Origin of the sequence: Mycobacterium sp. 4D054 (assembly GCF_052245755.1) — a bacterium.
In the GTDB taxonomy this organism is placed as follows: Bacteria; Actinomycetota; Actinomycetes; order Mycobacteriales; family Mycobacteriaceae; genus Mycobacterium.
In genome coordinates this window covers 1-18,428 of sequence record NZ_JBQQCF010000037.1, presented here as the reverse complement: position 1 = coordinate 18,428, position 18,428 = coordinate 1, and the positions used below count along the sequence as shown (strand labels likewise).

Annotated in this window: 20 protein-coding genes; 3 read left to right on the top strand and 17 right to left on the bottom strand. The window is 66.4% G+C overall.

Translation table 11 applies throughout. From position 1 onward, the window contains the following. The 9 genes from ACTWP6_RS22410 to ACTWP6_RS22370 all read right to left on the bottom strand — a co-directional run bounded on the left by ACTWP6_RS22410 (position 1) and on the right by ACTWP6_RS22370 (position 8,572). The gene (locus ACTWP6_RS22410) at positions 1-1,206 is read right to left on the bottom strand and encodes a cytochrome P450 (protein ID WP_260754481.1); all 1,206 of its coding nucleotides are present in this window, start codon (positions 1,204-1,206) and stop codon (positions 1-3) included. Then, positions 1,203-1,403, bottom strand: coding sequence for a ferredoxin (locus ACTWP6_RS22405; RefSeq protein WP_260754477.1), 201 nt, complete (start codon positions 1,401-1,403; stop codon positions 1,203-1,205). The genes ACTWP6_RS22410 and ACTWP6_RS22405 overlap by 4 nt, the downstream gene beginning before the upstream one ends. A 28-nt stretch (positions 1,404-1,431) precedes the next feature. Then, a complete protein-coding gene (locus ACTWP6_RS22400; protein WP_443188802.1) occupies positions 1,432-2,634 on the bottom strand; it encodes a cytochrome P450 in 1,203 nt (400 codons plus the stop codon). A gap of 107 nt (positions 2,635-2,741) precedes the next feature. After that, a complete protein-coding gene (locus ACTWP6_RS22395) occupies positions 2,742-3,602 on the bottom strand; it encodes an NAD(P)-dependent oxidoreductase (RefSeq protein WP_260754473.1) in 861 nt (286 codons plus the stop codon). Positions 3,603-3,606: 4 nt separating this feature from the next. Continuing rightward, on the bottom strand, positions 3,607-4,425 hold the full coding sequence (locus ACTWP6_RS22390; protein WP_260754471.1) for an NAD(P)-dependent oxidoreductase: 819 nt from the start codon (positions 4,423-4,425) through the stop codon (positions 3,607-3,609). Further along, positions 4,425-5,258, bottom strand: coding sequence for an alpha/beta hydrolase (locus ACTWP6_RS22385; protein ID WP_443188801.1), 834 nt, complete (start codon positions 5,256-5,258; stop codon positions 4,425-4,427). Before ACTWP6_RS22385 ends, ACTWP6_RS22390 begins: the two co-directional genes overlap by 1 nt. 44 nt (positions 5,259-5,302) lie before the next feature. Further along, entirely contained in the window at positions 5,303-6,949 is a 1,647-nt protein-coding gene (locus ACTWP6_RS22380) for a thiolase C-terminal domain-containing protein (RefSeq protein WP_260754469.1), read from the bottom strand. 28 nt (positions 6,950-6,977) lie between these two features. Then, positions 6,978-7,271 (bottom strand): ferredoxin, encoded by a 294-nt coding sequence (locus ACTWP6_RS22375; protein WP_260758202.1) that lies wholly within the window; start codon positions 7,269-7,271, stop codon positions 6,978-6,980. 8 nt (positions 7,272-7,279) lie between these two features. Beyond that, positions 7,280-8,572 carry an NADH-ubiquinone oxidoreductase-F iron-sulfur binding region domain-containing protein gene (locus ACTWP6_RS22370; RefSeq protein ID WP_260754468.1) on the bottom strand — a complete coding sequence of 431 codons (1,293 nt, stop codon included), beginning with the start codon at positions 8,570-8,572 and terminating at the stop codon, positions 7,280-7,282. Positions 8,573-8,592: 20 nt separating this feature from the next. On the opposite strand from ACTWP6_RS22370, the gene ACTWP6_RS22365 reads away from it, so the two are divergent. After that, the gene (locus ACTWP6_RS22365; protein WP_260754467.1) at positions 8,593-9,069 is read left to right on the top strand and encodes a hypothetical protein; all 477 of its coding nucleotides are present in this window, start codon (positions 8,593-8,595) and stop codon (positions 9,067-9,069) included. 38 nt (positions 9,070-9,107) lie between these two features. Here the strand turns inward: ACTWP6_RS22365 and ACTWP6_RS22360 are convergent, their stop codons facing one another. Genes ACTWP6_RS22360 through ACTWP6_RS22345 form a run of 4 tightly spaced genes read right to left on the bottom strand, consistent with a single transcriptional unit; the run spans position 9,108 to position 12,703 of the window. Beyond that, positions 9,108-9,980 (bottom strand): alpha/beta fold hydrolase, encoded by an 873-nt coding sequence (locus ACTWP6_RS22360; protein ID WP_260754466.1) that lies wholly within the window; start codon positions 9,978-9,980, stop codon positions 9,108-9,110. A gap of 32 nt (positions 9,981-10,012) precedes the next feature. Then, entirely contained in the window at positions 10,013-10,402 is a 390-nt protein-coding gene (locus ACTWP6_RS22355) for a Rieske (2Fe-2S) protein (protein WP_260754465.1), read from the bottom strand. Positions 10,403-10,406: 4 nt separating this feature from the next. Next, positions 10,407-11,549, bottom strand: a complete 1,143-nt coding sequence (locus tag ACTWP6_RS22350; protein ID WP_260754464.1) for an amidohydrolase family protein — start codon at positions 11,547-11,549, stop codon at positions 10,407-10,409. Between the two features lie 20 nt (positions 11,550-11,569). Then, positions 11,570-12,703 carry an amidohydrolase family protein gene (locus ACTWP6_RS22345; protein WP_443188800.1) on the bottom strand — a complete coding sequence of 378 codons (1,134 nt, stop codon included), beginning with the start codon at positions 12,701-12,703 and terminating at the stop codon, positions 11,570-11,572. Positions 12,704-12,949: 246 nt separating this feature from the next. Here ACTWP6_RS22345 and ACTWP6_RS22340 point away from each other — a divergent pair, with 246 nt between their 5' ends. Further along, positions 12,950-13,960 carry an acyl-CoA dehydrogenase family protein gene (locus ACTWP6_RS22340; protein ID WP_443188831.1) on the top strand — a complete coding sequence of 337 codons (1,011 nt, stop codon included), beginning with the start codon at positions 12,950-12,952 and terminating at the stop codon, positions 13,958-13,960. Continuing rightward, a complete protein-coding gene (locus tag ACTWP6_RS22335; RefSeq protein ID WP_443188799.1) occupies positions 13,944-15,119 on the top strand; it encodes an acyl-CoA dehydrogenase family protein in 1,176 nt (391 codons plus the stop codon). The genes ACTWP6_RS22340 and ACTWP6_RS22335 overlap by 17 nt, the downstream gene beginning before the upstream one ends. Positions 15,120-15,289: 170 nt before the next feature. Here the strand turns inward: ACTWP6_RS22335 and ACTWP6_RS22330 are convergent, their stop codons facing one another. From ACTWP6_RS22330 to ACTWP6_RS22315, 4 genes are all read right to left on the bottom strand, one after another. Next, positions 15,290-15,727, bottom strand: coding sequence for a hypothetical protein (locus ACTWP6_RS22330; RefSeq protein WP_260754461.1), 438 nt, complete (start codon positions 15,725-15,727; stop codon positions 15,290-15,292). A 62-nt stretch (positions 15,728-15,789) separates the two neighbouring features. Further along, entirely contained in the window at positions 15,790-17,160 is a 1,371-nt protein-coding gene (locus tag ACTWP6_RS22325) for a cytochrome P450 (RefSeq protein WP_443188798.1), read from the bottom strand. Between the two features lie 46 nt (positions 17,161-17,206). Beyond that, positions 17,207-17,401 carry a ferredoxin gene (locus ACTWP6_RS22320; RefSeq protein WP_443188797.1) on the bottom strand — a complete coding sequence of 65 codons (195 nt, stop codon included), beginning with the start codon at positions 17,399-17,401 and terminating at the stop codon, positions 17,207-17,209. A 31-nt stretch (positions 17,402-17,432) separates the two neighbouring features. Then, positions 17,433-18,293, bottom strand: a complete 861-nt coding sequence (locus ACTWP6_RS22315; protein WP_443188796.1) for a mycofactocin-coupled SDR family oxidoreductase — start codon at positions 18,291-18,293, stop codon at positions 17,433-17,435. Positions 18,294-18,428: the final 135 nt, after the last annotated feature.

Genomic DNA, 18,428 nt, shown 5'->3' with positions numbered 1-18,428 from the left:
CTACCTGAGTACCCGGACGGGCACGTGCGACCAGCCCGCCACGTTCTGCATCGCCACCCGCCGGCACTGGTCCCACAGCACCTCGTAGCGGGGCATGAAGTCCAGCAACCGTTCCAACGCGATCGCGCTCTCCATCCGCGCCAGCGCGGCGCCGAGGCAGCTGTGCACCCCGTAGCCGAAGCCGAGGTTCTGCGCCTCGGTGCGGTCGCGGTCGATGTCGAACGTGTCCGCGTCGGTGAAGGCCTCCGGATCGCGGTTGGCCGAACCGCCAAGCAGGAACACCGGTTTGCCCGCCGGGATGGTCACACCGTGCAGCGTGACCTCCTTCATCGAGCGCCGCACGTTGTACTGCGCCGGCGCCTCGTACCGCAGCAGTTCCTCGACCGCGGCCGGGATCTTGCCGCGGTCGTCGAGCAGCTTCTGCCACTGGTCCGGGTTCTGGGCGAAGATCACAGCGGCGTTGCCGATCAGCTTGGTCACGGTCTCGGCACCGGCGCCGCCCAGAAGCGTTGCGAATCCTGCGATCTCGAAGTCGTCCAGGCGTTCCTTCTGACCGTCCTCACGTTCGATCTCGGCCTGCACCAAGCGGGTGAACATGTCGTCCTGCGGTTCGGCACGCCGTTGTTGGATCAGTTTGTAGTACAGCCCCATCGCCTGCGCGATGGCCTCCTGACCCTCCGAGGACATCTCGATCTGGCCCGGCTCACGGTGCAGCGAGGTGTCCACCCACTGGCGTACCTGTTGCCTGCTCTCGGCCGGCACACCCAGCATCTGGGTGATCACCTCGACCGGGAAGAACGCCGCGAAATCCTGTACCACGTCGAAGCGGTCCGGGTCGGCCGACGAGAAGCACCGGTCGATGGTCTCGATGACCATGGGTTTGAGATTCGCGATCTGGCGGGGTGTGAAGACCTTGTTGACCAGGCTGCGCATCTGGCGATGCTCCGGTGGGTCCATCAAGATGATCATCTTCATCGGCAGCGGCTCGCCGGATTTCACCATCGCCAGATCGAGACCGTAGGCCGACGAGAATGTCTCGTAGTCCTTGAACGCCGCGGCGACGTCGGCATGCCGGGACAGCGCGTAGAAGTCGTACTCGGGGTTGTAGTACACCGGCGCTTCGGTGCGTAGCCGCCGATAGATCTCCCACGGGCCGTTGAAGAACTCCTCGGAGAACGGGTCGAAGACGAGCTCGGTAGCGGTCATACGTCCTGTATCGAAATCGCTTGCCGTGGGCACTGCCGGACGGATTCCCTGACGCCGTGCTCGTTCTCGGGCGTCACCTCATCCTGTAGGACGTGCAGATAGTCGTCCTCGTCGAGATCGAACACCTCCGGGATGATGCCCATGCACACCCCGTTGCTCTCGCAGAGGCCGAAGTCGACGACAATCTTCTGAGTCACTGAAGTGTCCTCCTCGTCGCGCAGGCCCTCACCTCAACACCCGCACCGGCACGTGGTGGTACCCGGCGACGTTCTGCATGTGCACCTTCTCCAGTCCGTCGAAATCAACCTCGAACCGGGGCATGAAATCAAGCAGATGCTCGAGCGCGATCGTCGTCTCCAGCCGGGCCAGCGCGGCGCCGAGGCAGCTGTGGATGCCATAGCCCAGACCGAGGTTCTGCGCCTGCGTGCGGTCGCGGGTGATGTCGAAGGTCTCGGCGTCGTCGAACGCGCGCGGGTCACGGTTGGCCGCCGCCTTCATCAGGAACACCGGCTTGTGCGCGGGGATGGTGCCGCTGGGGACGTGGGCTTCCTTGACGGTGTAGCGGACGTTGTACTGCACGGGCCCGACGTAGCGCAGCAGCTCCTCGACCGCGTCCGGTACCAGACTGCGGTTGTCGAGCAACATCTGCCACTGTTCGGGGTGGCGGGCGAACTCCACAACGGCGCTGCCGACCAGCTTGGTGACGGTCTCCGCGCCGGCCCCGCCGAGCAGCGTGGTGAAACCGGTGATCTCGATGTCGTCGAGCTTGCGCATCTGCCCGTTCTCGCCGGGGATCTCCGCCTCGATAAGGCGGCTGATCATGTCGTCCTGCGGGTTCTGCCGCCGTTCCTGAACCAGGCCGTAGTAGTAGACACCCGAGTCGATGTTGGCCTGCATGTTCTCGTCGGACCATTCGAGCTGGCCGGGTTTGCGCTCGAGACCCTTGTCGATCCAGTGCCGAACCTGTTGCCGGAACTCCTCGGGAACTCCGGCCATCCGGGTGATCACCTCGACGGGGAACGGCCCGGAGAAGTCCTGCACGACGTCGAAATTGTCGGGATCGACCTGGGACAGGTAGTGCTCGACGAGCTCGATGATGGTGTCCCGCTGAGACTGAATGGCTCGGGGAGTGAACGCCTTGTTCAGCAGGCTCCGCATGTGGCGATGCTCCGGCGGGTCCATGAAAATTATCGACTTCACCGGACCCTCTTCCGAGCGCACCATCGCGAGATCGCATCCGCGAGCCGACGAGAACGACTCGTGATCCTTGAGCGCGGCCGCGACGTCAGCATGGCGGGTCAGTGCGTAGAAATCGCCTTCGGCGTCGTAGTAGAGCGGCGCCTCGTCCCGCATCCTGCGGTAGATCTCGTACGGGTTGTCGAAATAGTCCTGAGAGACCGGGTCGAAACGGAGTTCAGGAGCGGTCATGGGGTGTTCCTCCTTCACGGCGGGCTGGAGGCCGGAAGCTTTACGGGAAGTGTCTCAACCGTAACGCTAACAGTTGCTGTGATCCAGCACAGGATTCTGCGGCTTTGCTATCGGCGTGGTCTGCCACCGCTCGGCGTGGCCACGACGGTGTCGAGGAGCCCCTCAAGCGCCCCCAGGTCCGCTCCGGTTTCTGCCGCGACCTCACGCACCACCGCGACGTCCTTGCCGAGGAACTCGCCGACCGAGTCGATGAACGACCGCACCGACCCGCGAGTGCCGACGATCTCGGCGGCGCGGCTGGCGCCGCTGCCGTGGCCGAGCGCGTCGAGCAACGCGGTCTCGTCGACACCCACCCGCGCGGCGAACGCTGCTGCCTCACTCAGCATTCCGAGCTGCGCCGCGAACAGCGTGTTGTTGATCAGTTTCATCCACTGGCCGGCGCCGAGCCCGCCCATATGCAGGATCGGGTCACCGTACGCGGCGAGTACAGAGCGCGCCCGCTCCACGGCCGCGTCCTCACCGCCCACGAAGAGCGTGATGTGTCCGGCGGCGATGTCGTGAGGGCCGCCGCTGACCGGTGCGTCCACCACGGCGACCTCAGGCGCCCGGGCGGCCAGCAGCCCGGCGGTGGTCGGGCTCCCAGTGGTGTGGACGACCAGCACCGAACCCGCCGGCATGGCGGCGAGCAGGCCGTCGTCCACGCACACCTCGCGCACCTGCTCGTCGGTGAACACGCACACCACAACCACGTCGGCGTCCTCGGCCAACGCCGTCACCCCGGCCACCGGCGAAGCGCCCAACTCCTCGATGTCGGCACGTTTTTGGGGTGTCCTGCCCAGCACCCGCACGGCGTGGCCGGCCTGGACCAGCCGCTCGACCATCGGAGCGCCCATGCGGCCCGCGCCGACGAATCCGACGGTGCTCATCGCGGCTCTCCGCTCTTCGCTCGACCGCTCGTCGCGGCGCAAGCGCTCATCGCCGGTGATCCATTGCCTCCAGCGCCGCGTCGGCCGCCGTGAACACCGCTCCCTCCGGCGCTTTTGCCGCCGCCGCCAGGCTGGCGGCGTGCCTGACGTCCTTCTGCAGCAGCGCCCCGGCGATCGGCGCCAACCCGTCGAGGGTGCCACCGAACACCGAGATGCTGCCCACCGCCTTGCTCGTCGCCGAACCCCGATTGAGCACCTCGACGAGCTTGTCGCGGGGGATACCCAGTGACTCACCGAGCTCCAGGGTGCTCACGGCGCTCCCCAGGTTCGCACTGAACAGCAGGTTGTTGAGGATCTTGGTGTTCTGACCGCTGCCGAGCGGACCCAGGTGCACGATCGGGTCGGCGTACGTCGCGAACACCGGCCGGCACCGCTCGGCGACGTCTTCGTCACCGCCCACCATGACCAGCAGCGTGCCCTGCTCGACCGCGGGCCCGCCACCGCTGACCGGGGCGTCGATCACCGAAACACCCTGCGCGGCTGCCTTGTCCGCGATCTCGCGGCACGTGTCGGGATGGACGGTGCTGTGGATCGCGATGATCCCGCCCTCGGCGAGCCCGGCCAGCACGCCGGTATCCCCGTAGAGCACCTCGCGGACGTCGTCGTCACCCACCACACACAGGCACACCAGGTCGCTGGCGGCGCCGAGGTCGGCCGGCGTGGCGACCGTCCTGGCGGGCGTGTCGGCATACGGTTGCAGGCTGGCGGGCCGCCGTGCCCACAGTGTCGTCTCGAACCCTCCCTCGGCGATCCGACGCGCCATGGGACCTCCCTGGCTGCCCAGCCCGATGAATCCGACCCGCATCAGCTCGCCTCCACGTGATCTCGATCGCGGTCCTGTATGTCCGCGATGCACTCTTCGATGAACGACAACACTTTTCGGTGATACTCGCCGGCGGTCAGCCCGACGGACAGGTTGTGCCCGCTGCCCGGCATCTCGTTGACCTTCACCCGCGGCGCGGCGGCGAACAATTCAGTAATGGCCGCGACAGCCTGCGAATCGGTCTGCCAGACCTTCTCGTGCTCGGCGATGCTGAACTGCACGGGCACGCGCACCTCGGCGGCGATCGCGGGAAAATCCCGTCGGGCCCAGTGCGCCGTCACCTCTCCCTCGTAGGCCACCCCGGGCGAGGACAGTGCGCCGGTGAGCACCTCGGCGGGGTAGAGGTCAGCCGGTTCCCACAGCAGATCGCGCAGGCCGGCGGGCCGGTTCGTCACCGTCGCCGAGGCGATGATGTCCTTGGCCGCGTCGCTGTACCGCAGGCCGGTGCCGGACAACTCGACGCCGAGGACGTCGTCGCGAGTGGTCGCAAGCCGCAGCGCGAGCTCACAGCCTGCCGAGTGCCCGAGCACGAACACCCCGGCGCCGCAACCGGTCCCGGTGAGAATCTTGTCCACCGCGGCGGAAGTGGCGGCGACCCGGCGGGCCGGATCGGTGAACTCGCGGGCATAGACCGCCGAGGTGCCGTAACCGGGGCGGTCCAACGCGAGCGCGGTGAAACCGGCGGCGGCAGCGTGCTGTAACAGCGACAGCTCCGGGTGGCCGGGGCAGTCGAAGTACGCCGAAGAGGTCGCGCCTCCGTGCACGGCGACGATCACCGCGCGGGGATCCGGCGCCTGCGCGACGAGAGCCGACATCGGGATCCCGTCTATCAGGACGACCCGTGGACGTGGAGCCACGGTCAGGTACCGGTCCGCAGCAGCATGACACCGCTCGGCGTCAGCCCGCCGCTGCTCACGACGGCCACCCGGGCATCGGCGACCTGCCGGTCGCCTGCCTCGCCCCTCAGCTGAGACACGGCCTCGTGGACCAGGCCCATGCCGTGCGTACGGCCATGGGACAGCTGGCCGCCGTGGGTGTTGAGCGGGATCACCCCGTCCCGGGCGATCGCGGTGCCGCCGTCGAGGAAGTCCTTGGACTCCCCGATACCGCAGAATCCCAGCGCCTCCAGCCAGGACAGGCAGTTGAACGTGAACCCGTCGTACAGCTCGGCGACGTCGACATCGCCAGGCCGCAGCGATGTCCGTGTCCAGAGGTGCGCGGCCTGCCCGAGCACCTGCGGCTCGTGGGTGAGCGTCGTCTGATCCCAGTCGGTGCGCTCGATGATCTGGGTGCCGACCGCCTCGAAGTACACCGGCGTCTTGGGGGCGTCGGCGGCGGCGTCGACGGCGGAGACGACGACCGCGACGGCACCGTCACACGGCACATCGCAGTCGTAGAGGCCGAACGGGGTGGTGATCAGCCGTGCGTTGAGGTAGTCCTGCATCGTCATCGGGTCGCGATAGATGGCGGTCGGGTTGAGCGCCGCGTTGGCGCGCTGGTTCAGCGCGATCCAGCCGAGGGTCTCCTTCGTGGTGCCGTAGCGGTGAAAGTGCCGCTGCGCATTGAGCGCCAGTGTGTGAGCTGCCGAGGTGGCGCCGAACGGCGCCTGCCAGTTGTTCACCCTGGCGCCACCCGGCGGTGAGACCTTGCCTTCCTTCATCAGCTGGTTGAACGTGGCCTCCCACAGCGTGCGGAAACACAGCACGTGCCGGGCCATCCCCGTCGCGACCGCCATGACCGCCGCGATCACCGATCCTCCGGGGCCGAAGGTGTCCATGCCGCCGTTGATCCAGGTCGGCCGGATGCCCAGCGCCCCCTCCAGCGCGGTGACGCCGCCTTCGCCCATGCCCATCGCGTCCATCGCCGGATAGGTGGACAGCCCGTCGATGTCGGCCAGGGTCAGCCCGGCGTCGGCGATCGCCGCTTCACACGCCTGCAGGGTCAGCGACAACGGCGACACCATCAGGCGCCGCCCCATCTTCGAGGCGCCGATGCCGGTGATCGCGGCCGCGTCCTCGAACTTCTCGGTCGTCAGCATCGGCCGGACGAATTTCGGGAAGTCCTGCGGCGCGATCTCGTCGTCGGGCAGGGGCGCCGTCTCCGGCTCGGGGGTCGGCCGGAACAGCGGCAACCACACGTCGTCGTTCTGCTCGAAGACCACCTCGACGACGCGGCCCAACTCGAGTTCGTCGGGGTCGCAGTCGACGATGTTGGTGGTCAGGCGAACCCGCGGGTCCTCCTCGATCGCCACCTGCGCCACCACATACGGGGCAGGAAGCCCCGGGATGGAGAACCGGTGGTTGACGGTGAACGCCGACAACACGGCGCGGCCGGACACCTCGCGAGGGCCCATGTTGTGGCTGCGGCAGTAGCGGCACACCGGCTGCGGTGGATGGATCAACGCTTTGCAGTCTCCGCACTCCTGGATGCGCAGCACCCCGTCGGCGCCCGATGTCCAGAAGAACTCGTTGTCGAATGTCAACTGCGGCAGTGGAAGTCGGCTCATCGCTTCCCATCTTTCTTCGCGCAAGCGCTCATCGGGAAAACCCCCATTCGGCCTCGTTGTCCTCGGTCTTCAGGTTCTCCAGGTCGGGCTCCCGAAGGGGCTGCATCGGAGTTTCATCCGGCCGGCGCTCACCGATCTCCAAGATGGCGTGGACCGGGCAGTCCAGCAGCGCGCGCTGCACGGCGTCCCTGTCCTCGTCCGGAATGTTGCCGTCGCCGACGAGAACGGCGTATCCCCAATCGTCCAGCGAGAAGTATCCCGGGGCATGCTTGGCGCAGATCCCGAAGCCGTCACAGAGCGTGCGGTCGAGCTTGATCCGCATCTTGTCGGTCACGATGACTCCACTTCGAATGGGCGCGTGGCAGTGAAAGCGCCTGCGCTGCACTGCGCGCACTCTGCGTTCAGATGACGTGCGACGTCGTCGGGGAACATGGCGAGCAGGCTCGCAGCGATGTTGCAGGCGGCATCCAGGGTGGCGCACGCACCGCGGCCCCGCAGGACGACCGACCACCGCTGCAGGCGGGCCAAATCGTCGGCGCCGGCGATCCCGTCCCGCAGGGCGGTGGCCGCGGCGGCCATCGCCGCGGTGCCATTGAAGCAGGAACCGCACTGGCCGGCGTTCTCGTGGTCGTAGTAGGCCAGCACCGACGCACCGACCGCCACAGGGCATTCGTCGGTGATCAGCGACACCGCGCCGCATCCCAGCCCGCTGCCCGCGCTGCGCAGCGAGTCGTGGTCCAGCGCACCGTCCAGGACACGCCGGTCCAGCAGTCCGGCGAAGTACCCGCCCATCAGCGCGCCGCGGACCCGTCCGGCGTCGACCCCGTGCAACGCAACCAGTTCCGCGACCGACACACCGAACGGGACTTCGTAGAGGCCCGGGGCGCGGCCGCCGCCGGTGAGGGTCGCCAGGAACGTCCCGGGTGAACGATCGGTGCCCAGCTCCCGGTAGGCGGGTGCACCACGCCGGTGGACATAGGGCAGATTGGCCAACGTCTCGACATTGCTGACCACGGTGGGCAGGCCCCCCACCCCTTCTTCGTAGGGGCGCGGCGGCTTGTCGGTCGGTTTCGCCGGCCCACCGTTGATGGCGCGCACCGCCGCGGTCTCCTCGCCTGCGACATACGCCGGATCGACCCTGAGCATGCTGACGGTGACCCCGTCGAGCGCGTCGGCGGTCAACTCGTCGAGCGCTGTGCGTACGGCGGCAGCGGCCCGCTCGTCCGAGATGTACACGTGCGCGTGGCGGGCGCCGACGATCCGGGCCGCCAGCCGCAAGCCGTCGAGCACCAAATGCGGCCGGTGCCGCAGCAACCAGCGATCCTTGACCGAAGCCGGTTCGCCCTCTTCGCCGTTGGCCACCAGCACGGTGTCGGCACCGCGCTGGGCAGCCTGGCGCACGGTGGACAGCTTCACCGCCACGGGAAAGGCCGCACCACCGCGTCCCAACACGCCCGCATGCGCGATCGCGTCGTGCAGCGCGTCGACGTCGGCCAACGGCAGGTAACCCCCCGCATCACGGTACTGCGCCGCCGATTCGGTGCCTGGTTCGGACCGGAGCAGTCGCGGTGTCATCCCGGGCCATGCCGCGACGGTCAGTTCGGTGTTCATCGCCGTACTCATTTCCGGCTACCCTTCCGTGCATGCGAACAGCGGTGGTACGCGTCGGCGTGGACCTGGCCGGCGAGCTGACCGCCGACCAGCTGGCGACCGGTATGGCCGAACTGGGGCGGCTGGCTGCCGAGGCGGGGGCCGAGCTGATCGACAACAACCTCGCCGCGCTGCCGCCCAAGCGTCGGGAGGTCGAGCTGCTGATGCGCGGCGACGACCCGGAGGCCCTGCAGTCCGCGGGTATCGGGCTGTGCGCCAAAGCGTTTCCGACCGACCCGGTGCTCGGCGTGTTGACGTTCGTCAGCCACGGCACCGACGACGATGCGTACGGCGTGCTCGCGGGCTTCGGACTCACCGGCGTGGTCGAGCGGGCGGCAGGCGACGCCGGTTGGGACATCATCACGGTGACCCTGGCCAAGGCCGACTTGCAGCGCATCCCGGAGAGTCGCATCCACACGGCGCTGGAGGCGTCCACCAACTGCGAGGTCCGTATCGTCGTGACCGGCTGAGCGGAGAGCTGAGACGGGGGAGTGCAGCACGGCAGCCATCAGCGCCTCAGGAAGTCCAGAATCGCCGGCGCCGCCTGCACCCACGTGTCGAACATGTTGAACCGCTTGACTTTCCCCGAGGCACGCGCCTCACCCGCGCGCTCCCACGCATCCTCGGGCCACGGGGGGTCGATCAGGGTCGAGTTCTTGATCAGGCAGCTGATCTCCAGCGAGGTCCGCTTCGGATGGTCGAGGTCGTTCTCACCGCCGCGGATGATCAGCGTGGGCACGGTGATGTTGTCGAACATCTCGTCCTCGACGCCGGGGATGGTCTGGCCGGGCTTGGGCACGAACGCGTTGAGCCAGCGCAACATCAGCTTGAGAAACGCATCGGGGTCCTGGGCCAGAATCCGGGCCTCGTTGTCCGGGTTCTCCGCGATGCGCTCCTGCCATTCGGCGACCTTCGCCACCGCCTCCATCCCCGCTCCGCGGACGGCCAGGATGCTTGGCACGATGTAGTAGGACCCCAGCACGAACGAGCCGTAGACGCCGCCGACGATGTTCCACACCACCAGCTTGGTGACGAGTTCGGGGTGGAGCATCGTGGTCAGCATCGAGTCGCGGGCCCCGCCGGATCCGCCTGCGATGATGCACGGCCCGATCTCGAGCTTGGTGATCAACTGGGCCAGCGTCTCGGCGCGCATGTGCGATTCGCTCTGGCCGTAGAACTGGACGTCGGACTGCCCGCAGTTCGGCCGGTCCCACAACAGCACCCGGTAGCCGCCCTCGACCAGTTTCTTGGCCAGCGGCTTGAGGCCGGGAATGTCCTTGCTGAACCGGCCGCCCGGGGTCAGGACGATGAAATCCCCCGATTTGCCGAGGATTTCGTAGACGACGTTGCCGCCGTTGATCTCGATTGACTTGTTGGGCAACTTCTCTCCGATTTCAGGGGCTCGAGTGGGTTCTAGGCCTGTACCAGGACGTCGTTGCCGACGACCCGGACGGGATAGGTGCGGATACTCCACTCGGGCTTGACCGCGGTGGTCCCGGTCGCGAGTTCGAACCCCCACTGGTGCCACGGGCAGAAGATGTACTCCATGTCGCGGACCATCACCGCGTCACCGGGAACGGTCTCGTCGACGATGTTGCGTCCCCTGGCGCGGCCCGAACACAGCGGGCCGCCTTCGTGCGGGCAGTAGTTGGCGATCGCGTAGAACGTGCCGTTGACGTTGTAGACGCCGACACCGTGCCGGCCGATGGGCACCAATTTGTGTGTGCCCGGCGGGATTTCGTCCACTGTGGCAACGACGTGCTCGCGCCCCTGCGCCAACCGGGGCGTCTTGTCCTTGTCCATGTCCTCAGAAAACCCGTACCTGGCCCTCGAGCGCAGGCACGGTGTCCGGCAACTTGTACGTCTCGATGCCGTTCTTGAACATCACGGCCTCCCGGGCATGCTCGGGCAGGTGCTTGACCAGCCAGCGCGGGTCGTCGAACGTCCAGTGCGGGTAGTCGCTGGAGAACAGCAGGATCTTCTCGCACTCCATCCACTCGAAAGCCCGGCTGAGCTCAGTCTTGTCCTCGGGGTAGTCCAGCGGCTGGGTGGTGAACTTGATGTGGTCCTTGACGTACTCGCTCGGCTTGCGCTTGATGTCCAGCCACGACTTGCGGGCCTTGTAGAGCGCGTCCATGCGCCACATCAGCGGCAGGATCCAGGTGAACGCGTGCTCGACGAACACGATGCGCAGGTTGGGATGGCGATCGAAGGTGCCGTCGAAGATCAGGCTCATCACCTGGTTGGCCGCCAGCAGCGAGTACGTGACCATGAAGTCGTGGTTGTAGCTGGGCATACCGACCGGCGGCATCGGCAGCTCGTCGTAGTGGCTGCGCGACAGGTGGCAGCTCACCGTGATGTCGTGCTTGGTTGCCGCGGCCCAGATCGGGTCGTACTTCGGGTTGCCCCACGAGGGGCGCGGCTCGGCCTTGATCAGGATCTGCGCCATGTAGGGGTGTCCGGCCCAGCGTTCGATCTCGGCGACGCTCTCCTCGGGTTGCTGGATCGCGACGCAAATGGAGCCGCGCCAGCGCTCGTGCCAGTTGTTGTGGCTGTCCAGCCAGTGGTTGGCCTGCCAGTCGTTGAGCGCGTATGCCATCGCATGCTCTGCCTCGGGAAGTCGGGCGGGGTAGGCCGCGGGCTCGAGGATCGCGAGGTCTGCCCCGGCTTCCATGATCAGCTGCTTGAACGCCAGATCGGGGTCGCTACAGGCGAATTCGCCATCGGACGGGAAGGCGTCGACGCGCATCGCATACGAGTGCGCGTAGTCGGGTGCGTCGTAGTAAATCTGGTCGCCCACCTTGCGGGTCAGGAAGTACTTGCTGCGCCACGGCTCCGGGATGTAATCGACCAGTTCTCCACGCCGGGGGGACGGGTGGACGTCGGAGTCGACGCACCGAACGGCGATGCGCTCGGCCGCAGGTACCCGGGGGTTCGCGGTGACGGTCATGGTGCGCTCCTCTCAAACCTCTACTGTGCCGCAGCCGTCGCCGTGACGGAGGCAATGTCGGCACTTTCGATGCCGTACAACTGCGCGGCGTTTCGCCAGCACAGCTTGTCGCGCTGCTCGGGGGTGTAGGCGCCGGGCACCGACAACTCGTTGAGCTGCCAGTGCGGATAACTCGACCCGTACATCACCATGTCGTCCTTGCCGGTGAAACCGGCCCATTCGCCGGCGAAGTCGACGTCTCCGGGCCCGTCCAACGCGCCCTGCACGAAATAGACGTGGCCGGGCAGGTAGTCGCTGGGCATCCGCGGCGCCCAGGGCGTCTGCTCCAGGTGCGGGCGGCCGAAGCAGTCCATCCGCCAGATGAACGGGGTCAGCAGGTCGGCGGCGCCGTCGGCCCAGACGAACTTGAGCGCCGGCATCCTCTCGAACACCCCCTCGGCGATCATGTTCATCAGGTGGTACAGGAAATTCAGCGCGGTGAAGCCCACGAACTGCTCGTAGGTGCGGGTGACGCCGGACGGGGTGGGCGGAAGTTGAATCCCCGACCCCACCTCGAAGTGGACGGCCACCGGCCACCCGGCGTCCACGGCCGCCTCCCACAGCGGCCAGTACTGCGGTTTGCCGTACAGCTCGCGCGACTGCAGCGGGATGCCCAGCTGCACGATGCGCGGATGGTTCCGATACTTGTCGATCTCGCGCAATGCGCCCGCGACGTCGTCGGGGTTCACCCGCAACGTGCCGCGGAACTTCTCGCCCAGCTGGGGATGGTCCAGCCAGCGGGTCACCATCATCTCGTTGTGTGCGGCGGCGAGCGCCGTGCCGAGGTGGCGGTCGGGCATGATGCCGCGCGTCATCGGATGCAGAACGGCGATGTCGACACCTCTGTCGGTGAACAGATGTCTTGCCACCACCTCCGGGTCGGAACCCGGATACTGACCGTCCGGACCGGTTGACCTGTCGGCGTATTCGCCGCCGGGCGCTCCGTACCAGTCCATCTCGTAGTCGGGGAAACCTCGGCTGCGAAAGGGCTCCTGCAGGAAGTTCTGGCGCAGGTCCTTGTTGGACTGGCAGAAGATGTGCACGCTGGCATCGATGACGGGCACCTTCACCTGCGCGTCCGTGGCGCCGGTAAAGCCGTCACTGAGAACCTTCACCGAATTCTGTCCTTCACTTCCGCGGCCGAGGGCGCGGCCGTCAACAGCTTCAGTGTAGATCGTTGTTCTTCATTAGCAAGAATTCTGTTCTCCAGCGTACCGCTTAATATTCGTGCAGGTAGGACGCGTTGCTGGTCGGGTGCTCAGCTGACATTGGGCGAGAATGGATACCCGCGGCAGGAGAATGGCTGGATCATCTTCGAGAATGTTATTCTCCGGTCTGGTCGGTCGTCAGGAGGCGTGCGGGTGTTACTTGAGTTCGATGCTGATCAGAGGTTGTGGCAGGAGACCGTGCGTGACGCGGTGTCCAAACAGTGCCCGGCGTCGCTGATCCGGGATATCGCAGAGAACGGTGTCGACCCGACGCCGCTGTGGAACAGCTACCTCGACGCCGGATGGACCGAGCTGACCGATTCGGAGAACGCGGTCGAGTTGGCGATCGTGCTCGAAGAACTCGGGCGGGTCACCGACCCGACGCCGTTCCTGGCCACCCTCACGCAGTTCGCGCCGCTCGTCGGCGACCGTTACGACCCCAGCGGAGCGGGCACCGCCGTGTACTCGGGTGTCACCGCCAACCGCGACGCGCGGGGCTGGGTGCTCTCCGGGACCGACCGCTTCGTTCTGGACGGCGACCGCGCCGACCGGCTTGCCGTGGTGACGCCCGCTGGTGTCTTCTGTGTCGATCCGCGGGCCGACTCCGTCAATGTCACCACCCGGCGCGTCGACGTGTTCGACCCCGTGCTGCACGTCGCCGAGGTGTCGTTCGTCGGCGCCCAGGTCTCCGATTCGGACCGGCTGGTCGTCAACACCGAGCGCGCGCGCCACGTGGCGCTGATGGGGATGGCGATCACGATGGTCGGCGCGTGCCAGCGCATCCTCGACCTGGTGCTCGAACACGCCAAGAGCCGTCAGCAGTTCGGCGTCGCGATCGGCACGTTCCAGGCGGTCCAGCACAAGGCAACCGACATGTTCGTCGCGATCGAACGAGCCCGCGCGCTGTCGTACTTCGCGGCGCTGACCATCGCCGCCGACGACCCGCGCCGGCGGCTGGCGGCCGCGATGGCCAAGGCGTCGGCGGGCGAGTGCCAGTCGCTGGTGTTCCGGCATGGCGTGCAGCTGTTCGGGGCCATGGGCTTTACATGGGAGAACGACCTTCAGTTCGCGCTGAAGCGGGCCAAGGCGGGCGAGTTGATGCTCGGCGGGGCCGCCGAGCACCGGGCGATGATCGCGGAGGAATTTGATGCAGCTGACCTTTGATTCCGATGTGGAGGATTTCCGCGCCGAGTTCTCCGCCTTCCTCGACGAGCACACGCCGTCTGCGGCAGAGACTTTGGAGCGTCCACGCTCGGTCTCACACATGCCGCAATGGGCCAGGGACTGGCAGCGGCTGTTGTTCGACAACGGGTGGCTGCTTCCTGCGCAGCCGCCCGAATTCGGTGGCCGCAACGCGTCGGTGCTGCAGACCTTCGTGCACGCCGAGGAACTGTGCCGGCGCCGGATCTACCACAGTTTCAACCCGCAGGGCGTCAACATCATCGCCGCCTCCCTGCTGACGTTCGGCACCGACGAGCAGAAACACCAGTGGGCGGTCCCGGTGCTGCGCGGCGAACGCACCGCATCGCTGGGCATGAGCGAGCCCAGCGCCGGTTCCGACCTTGCGTCGTTGCGCACCAAAGCGGTTCGCGACGGTGATGTATTCGTGGTCAACGGTCAAAAGGTGTGGACGTCGGGGGCGCATGACGCCGATTTCCTGCTGACGTTCGTGCGCACCGACCCTGATGCGCCCAAGCACAAGGGAATCAGCGTGCTGCTGATCCCCACCGACCTCGACGGGGTGGTGTGCCGGCCGTTCGCCGACATGACCGGCATCGACAACCTCGACTTCAATGAGGTGTTTTTCACCGACGTCCGGGTCCCGGTCGAGAACCTGGTCGGCCCGCTCAACGGCGGATGGGGCGTGGCCAACGGCTCACTGGGACACGAGCGCACGATGATGTGGCTGGGTTTCGCCGACCGGATCGCCAACTGCATCGCCGACTTCCAGCCGAAGAACCCGCTTGAGCGCGACGCGCTGGCCACCAGCATCATGGACTACCAGGCGCTACGCCTGCTCGGATCGGTGGGGATCGCCAAGGCGGCGCGCGGCGAGGTGGATGTGGCCTCGGTGTCCATCCCGAAGCTGCTCGGCGCCGAGGCCGAACAGCGGATCGAGGGCCTCGCCCTGGAGGCCGCCGGACCTGACGGGCTGGTACACCCCGCCACCTCGGGACCCTATGAGCACCTGAACCTCGACCACTACTTCGCCAGCTGGTTCGAGCGCTACTGCCGCAGCTTCGGCGGCACGATCGCCGGCGGCACCTCGGAGATCCAGCGCAACATCATCGCCCAGCAGGTGCTGGGGCTGCCGCGGCGGTAAGCGATGCGGGCCCCGGTAGGAGGCCCCGCCCGGGGTGCCCGCCCCGGATGCGCTGCGGTTTCACTGCTGCGCCGCGGCGGCATTCCCTGCGGTAAGACGCGGCGAGAGTGCGCGAAATTGCGGTTGGGTGCGGCATGTCGCCCGCAGACACGCACGGTCGCGGAGAAGAACTACAAGCGCTGCAGGGCGAATGTCCAGAACTGGGTGCCCGGAGGGCCGTTGAAGCACCCGACGTCGTACTTCGAGTCGATGGTTCCCAGTAGTGTCTGGGCATCCCACGAGTAGGTCTCGCGGGTCGGCATCACATGCCCGGGGCACTGGAGCCCGTCGGGCACATCGACAGTGAACGTATAGCGGCCGTTGTCGAGCCAGACCTTGCTCTCGTAGTACTGGTAGTACGCCAACCGCGGTCGCGCGGCGACGTTGAGGCAGTTCGGGTCCTTCTCCGGGATGCACAGCGACACGAACCAGAACCATGACGCGCGGGTGTACCTGTTGGTCAGCAGGTCGTAGTTGCCGATGGCAAAGCTTGCCGACGACGGCGGTGCGAGAAGCGTCGCCACCGACATCAATGCGGCAACCATCGTCGCGATCATGCGGAACTTCATCGCTGTCCTCCCAGCTTTCGCCGTCACTCATCGAACCATTCCGGCGTGACATCCGGGGCCGATTAGTCGATGACGGCCGCTTCTTTACGCTCGGTGATCGGTCGGGCGAGCTCCTGCTCGTCGCAGATCCGCTGGAGCTTGACCAGGGTCTCTTCGAGGCCGGGACCCAGCGGCTTGCCCGGGGTGAACGTGGCCGGAAGCTTGCGCATGCCCTGGATGACACCGATGGTGTCGTAGTGCACCGTACCCTCGGGGTCGCACACATAATCGGGCATGCGGTCCAGCACCGCGGTGAGCATCGACTTGAATACCGTGCGTGCGACGTTGGAGCCGACGCAGCGATGTACACCGATCCCGAAACTGAAGTGGCGGTTACCTTTGCGGTCCAGCACCACCTCGTGGGGGCGCTCGAACACCGACGGGTCCCGGTTGGCCATCGCCCAAGACAGCCACAGCCGCTCATATCGTTTGAACTGGTGACCCTCGACCTCGACATCCTCGGAGAAGGTGCGGCCGTCCCCGGGGGCAGGGGTGAAGAACCGCAGGAACTCCTCGGTGGCCGGATGCAGCAGCGTGGCCCGCTCCTTGCTGAGACGTTCCCTCTCCTGCGGATGCTCGCCGAGCCAATCCAGGGCGTGCGCCGTCAGCGCGGTGGTGGTGTCGAACCCGCCGCCGATGATCAACCCGAGATTGCCCAGGATCTCCATGTCCGGTGCCGGCTCGCCGTCGATCCGTAACTGCAGTAGCGCATTCACCAGACCCGGACGCGGGTTCTCGCGGATCTCCATCATGTTGTTGATGAGATCGATGCCCATCTCGCGATGCTGCTCGTTGATCTTCTCGCGTTCGGGCGCATGCTCGGGCGTGTACACCGACGCGTGTGTCGGCTCGCTGTAGACGTTCCACTTGTCGAGCCGGATGCCCATCATCGCCAGGGTGAACACCGCGGGCACCACATTGGCCAGATCGTCGACGAAGTCGATTCGGCCCGACTCGATGTGCTCATCCAGTGCGGCGCGGGTGATCTCGTCGATGAACGGTTCCCAGCGCTTGATCGCGGCGGGGGACAGGTAAGGGTTCAGCGCACCGCGGTAGGCGCTGTGCTCCGGCTCGTCCATCTCCAGAATGCCCCCGCGAACCACAGTGGCACGACTTGCTTTCGGGATCGTGATGCCTTGGAACGGCGTCTCACCGGAGATGTCGTGGTGATTCGACACCGCAGGACAGCGTGCGAGTTCGAACACGTGCTTGCTGTCGGCGGCCACCCAGTGCCCGTTGTAGGTCTCCGACCACGCCATCGGGCACTTGGCGTGCATCTCCTCGGTGATCTTCTCGAACTGCAGCCGGTACTCCGGGGTGTGCCTGTCGAAGTAGTACGTGTTCTTCTTGCGGTTGTCGTCGGCGGTGCCGCTCACGACGTCGTCGACACTCAAAGGTCTGCTCTCCCTGTGTATTCCGGCTGGAGGACTGCGGTCACAGTCACTCTTCGATCGAGATCGCCTGTTCCGGGCAGGACTGCACGGCCTCCCGCACGGCGTCCTCCTGGTCGGCCGGGACGATCTCGTTGACCGGCGAGGCGGTACCGTCGATGTCGCTGAGTTCAAAGGAATCCGGTGCGATCATCGAACACAGCGTGTGCCCCTGGCACCGTCCCGAATCAACCCAAACCTTCACGGCCTCGCCTCCTCAACTTCGATGGTGCCGCTCACGCGTGGTAGTCGTACCACTTCAGATAGCCGCCGGCGTCGACGCGCAACTGCATTCCGGTGACGTACCTGGCCTCGTCCGACACCAGCCACAGGATCGCGTTGCTGATGTCCTCCGGTTCGATGAAATTGACCTTCATCGCCTGCTGCACACCGAAGACCGGCTCGGCGTCGGCCCGGGTAGGGTTCTCCAGGTCCGGCCGGAACGACTTGTACATCGGCGGGCTCTGCAGCATGTCGGTGTTGCAGTTGGTCGGATGTACGACATTGGCGCGGATACCGCGGACGGCGAGCTCAGTCGCGAGATCATGCACGTATTGCGAGAGAAGACGTTTCGAGGTCATGTAAGCCATGCCGCCGGGATCGTTGCCCGGATTGGGCTTGTTGTGCGCATCCATCAGCGCCGCGGTCGAGCCGGTTGCCACGATCGATGCGCCCTCCTTCAGGTGCGGCAACGCGACCTGGATGGCGTTGATGGTGCCGACCAGGTTGGTGTTGATCACGTCGGTCCACGCCTGCATGGGCGGGGTTCCCTTCATGCCGGCGATGCCGGCCTGGGCGATGACGATGTCCACACCGCCCAATTGGGCGATACCGTCCTCGAGGGCCTTCTTCAGCTGTGCGGCATCACGCACGTCGGCCTTCGCGGCGACGATGCGCTGCCCGGTCTTCTCGACGAACGCCGCGGTCTCTTCCAGATCTTCGGGCGTGGCCATCGGATACCCGATGGTGTCGACGTTCTCGCAGAGATCGACCGCGATGATGTCGGCGCCCTCTTCGGCGAGCCGTACGGCGTGGCTGCGGCCTTGACCGCGTGCCGCCCCTGTGATGAAGGCGACCTTGCCTTGAACGCGTCCCATGAACAGTCGTCCTTAAGTTCGTAGTTGCAGTTACTTCGTGTTGTTACGTTGGGCTGTGACCCGGGTGGGTCGGGTGAGGCTGCATGGTCGTAGCCGGCCCTGGTGGTGCGGCTTGAAAGGACTGGCCGCCCGGCC

Coding starts and splice junctions, on each gene's coding strand:
- ACTWP6_RS22410 (WP_260754481.1), bottom strand. CDS start 1,206: ATGACCGCTACCGAGCTCGTCTTCGACCCGTTCTCCGAGGAGTTCTTC.
- ACTWP6_RS22400 (WP_443188802.1), bottom strand. CDS start 2,634: ATGACCGCTCCTGAACTCCGTTTCGACCCGGTCTCTCAGGACTATTTC.
- ACTWP6_RS22390 (WP_260754471.1), bottom strand. CDS start 4,425: ATGCGGGTCGGATTCATCGGGCTGGGCAGCCAGGGAGGTCCCATGGCG.
- ACTWP6_RS22385 (WP_443188801.1), bottom strand. CDS start 5,258: ATGTCGGCTCTCGTCGCGCAGGCGCCGGATCCCCGCGCGGTGATCGTC.
- ACTWP6_RS22380 (WP_260754469.1), bottom strand. CDS start 6,949: ATGAGCCGACTTCCACTGCCGCAGTTGACATTCGACAACGAGTTCTTC.
- ACTWP6_RS22375 (WP_260758202.1), bottom strand. CDS start 7,271: ATGCGGATCAAGCTCGACCGCACGCTCTGTGACGGCTTCGGGATCTGC.
- ACTWP6_RS22370 (WP_260754468.1), bottom strand. CDS start 8,572: ATGAGTACGGCGATGAACACCGAACTGACCGTCGCGGCATGGCCCGGG.
- ACTWP6_RS22365 (WP_260754467.1), top strand. CDS start 8,593: ATGCGAACAGCGGTGGTACGCGTCGGCGTGGACCTGGCCGGCGAGCTG.
- ACTWP6_RS22355 (WP_260754465.1), bottom strand. CDS start 10,402: ATGGACAAGGACAAGACGCCCCGGTTGGCGCAGGGGCGCGAGCACGTC.
- ACTWP6_RS22350 (WP_260754464.1), bottom strand. CDS start 11,549: ATGACCGTCACCGCGAACCCCCGGGTACCTGCGGCCGAGCGCATCGCC.
- ACTWP6_RS22335 (WP_443188799.1), top strand. CDS start 13,944: ATGCAGCTGACCTTTGATTCCGATGTGGAGGATTTCCGCGCCGAGTTC.
- ACTWP6_RS22330 (WP_260754461.1), bottom strand. CDS start 15,727: ATGAAGTTCCGCATGATCGCGACGATGGTTGCCGCATTGATGTCGGTG.
- ACTWP6_RS22315 (WP_443188796.1), bottom strand. CDS start 18,293: ATGGGACGCGTTCAAGGCAAGGTCGCCTTCATCACAGGGGCGGCACGC.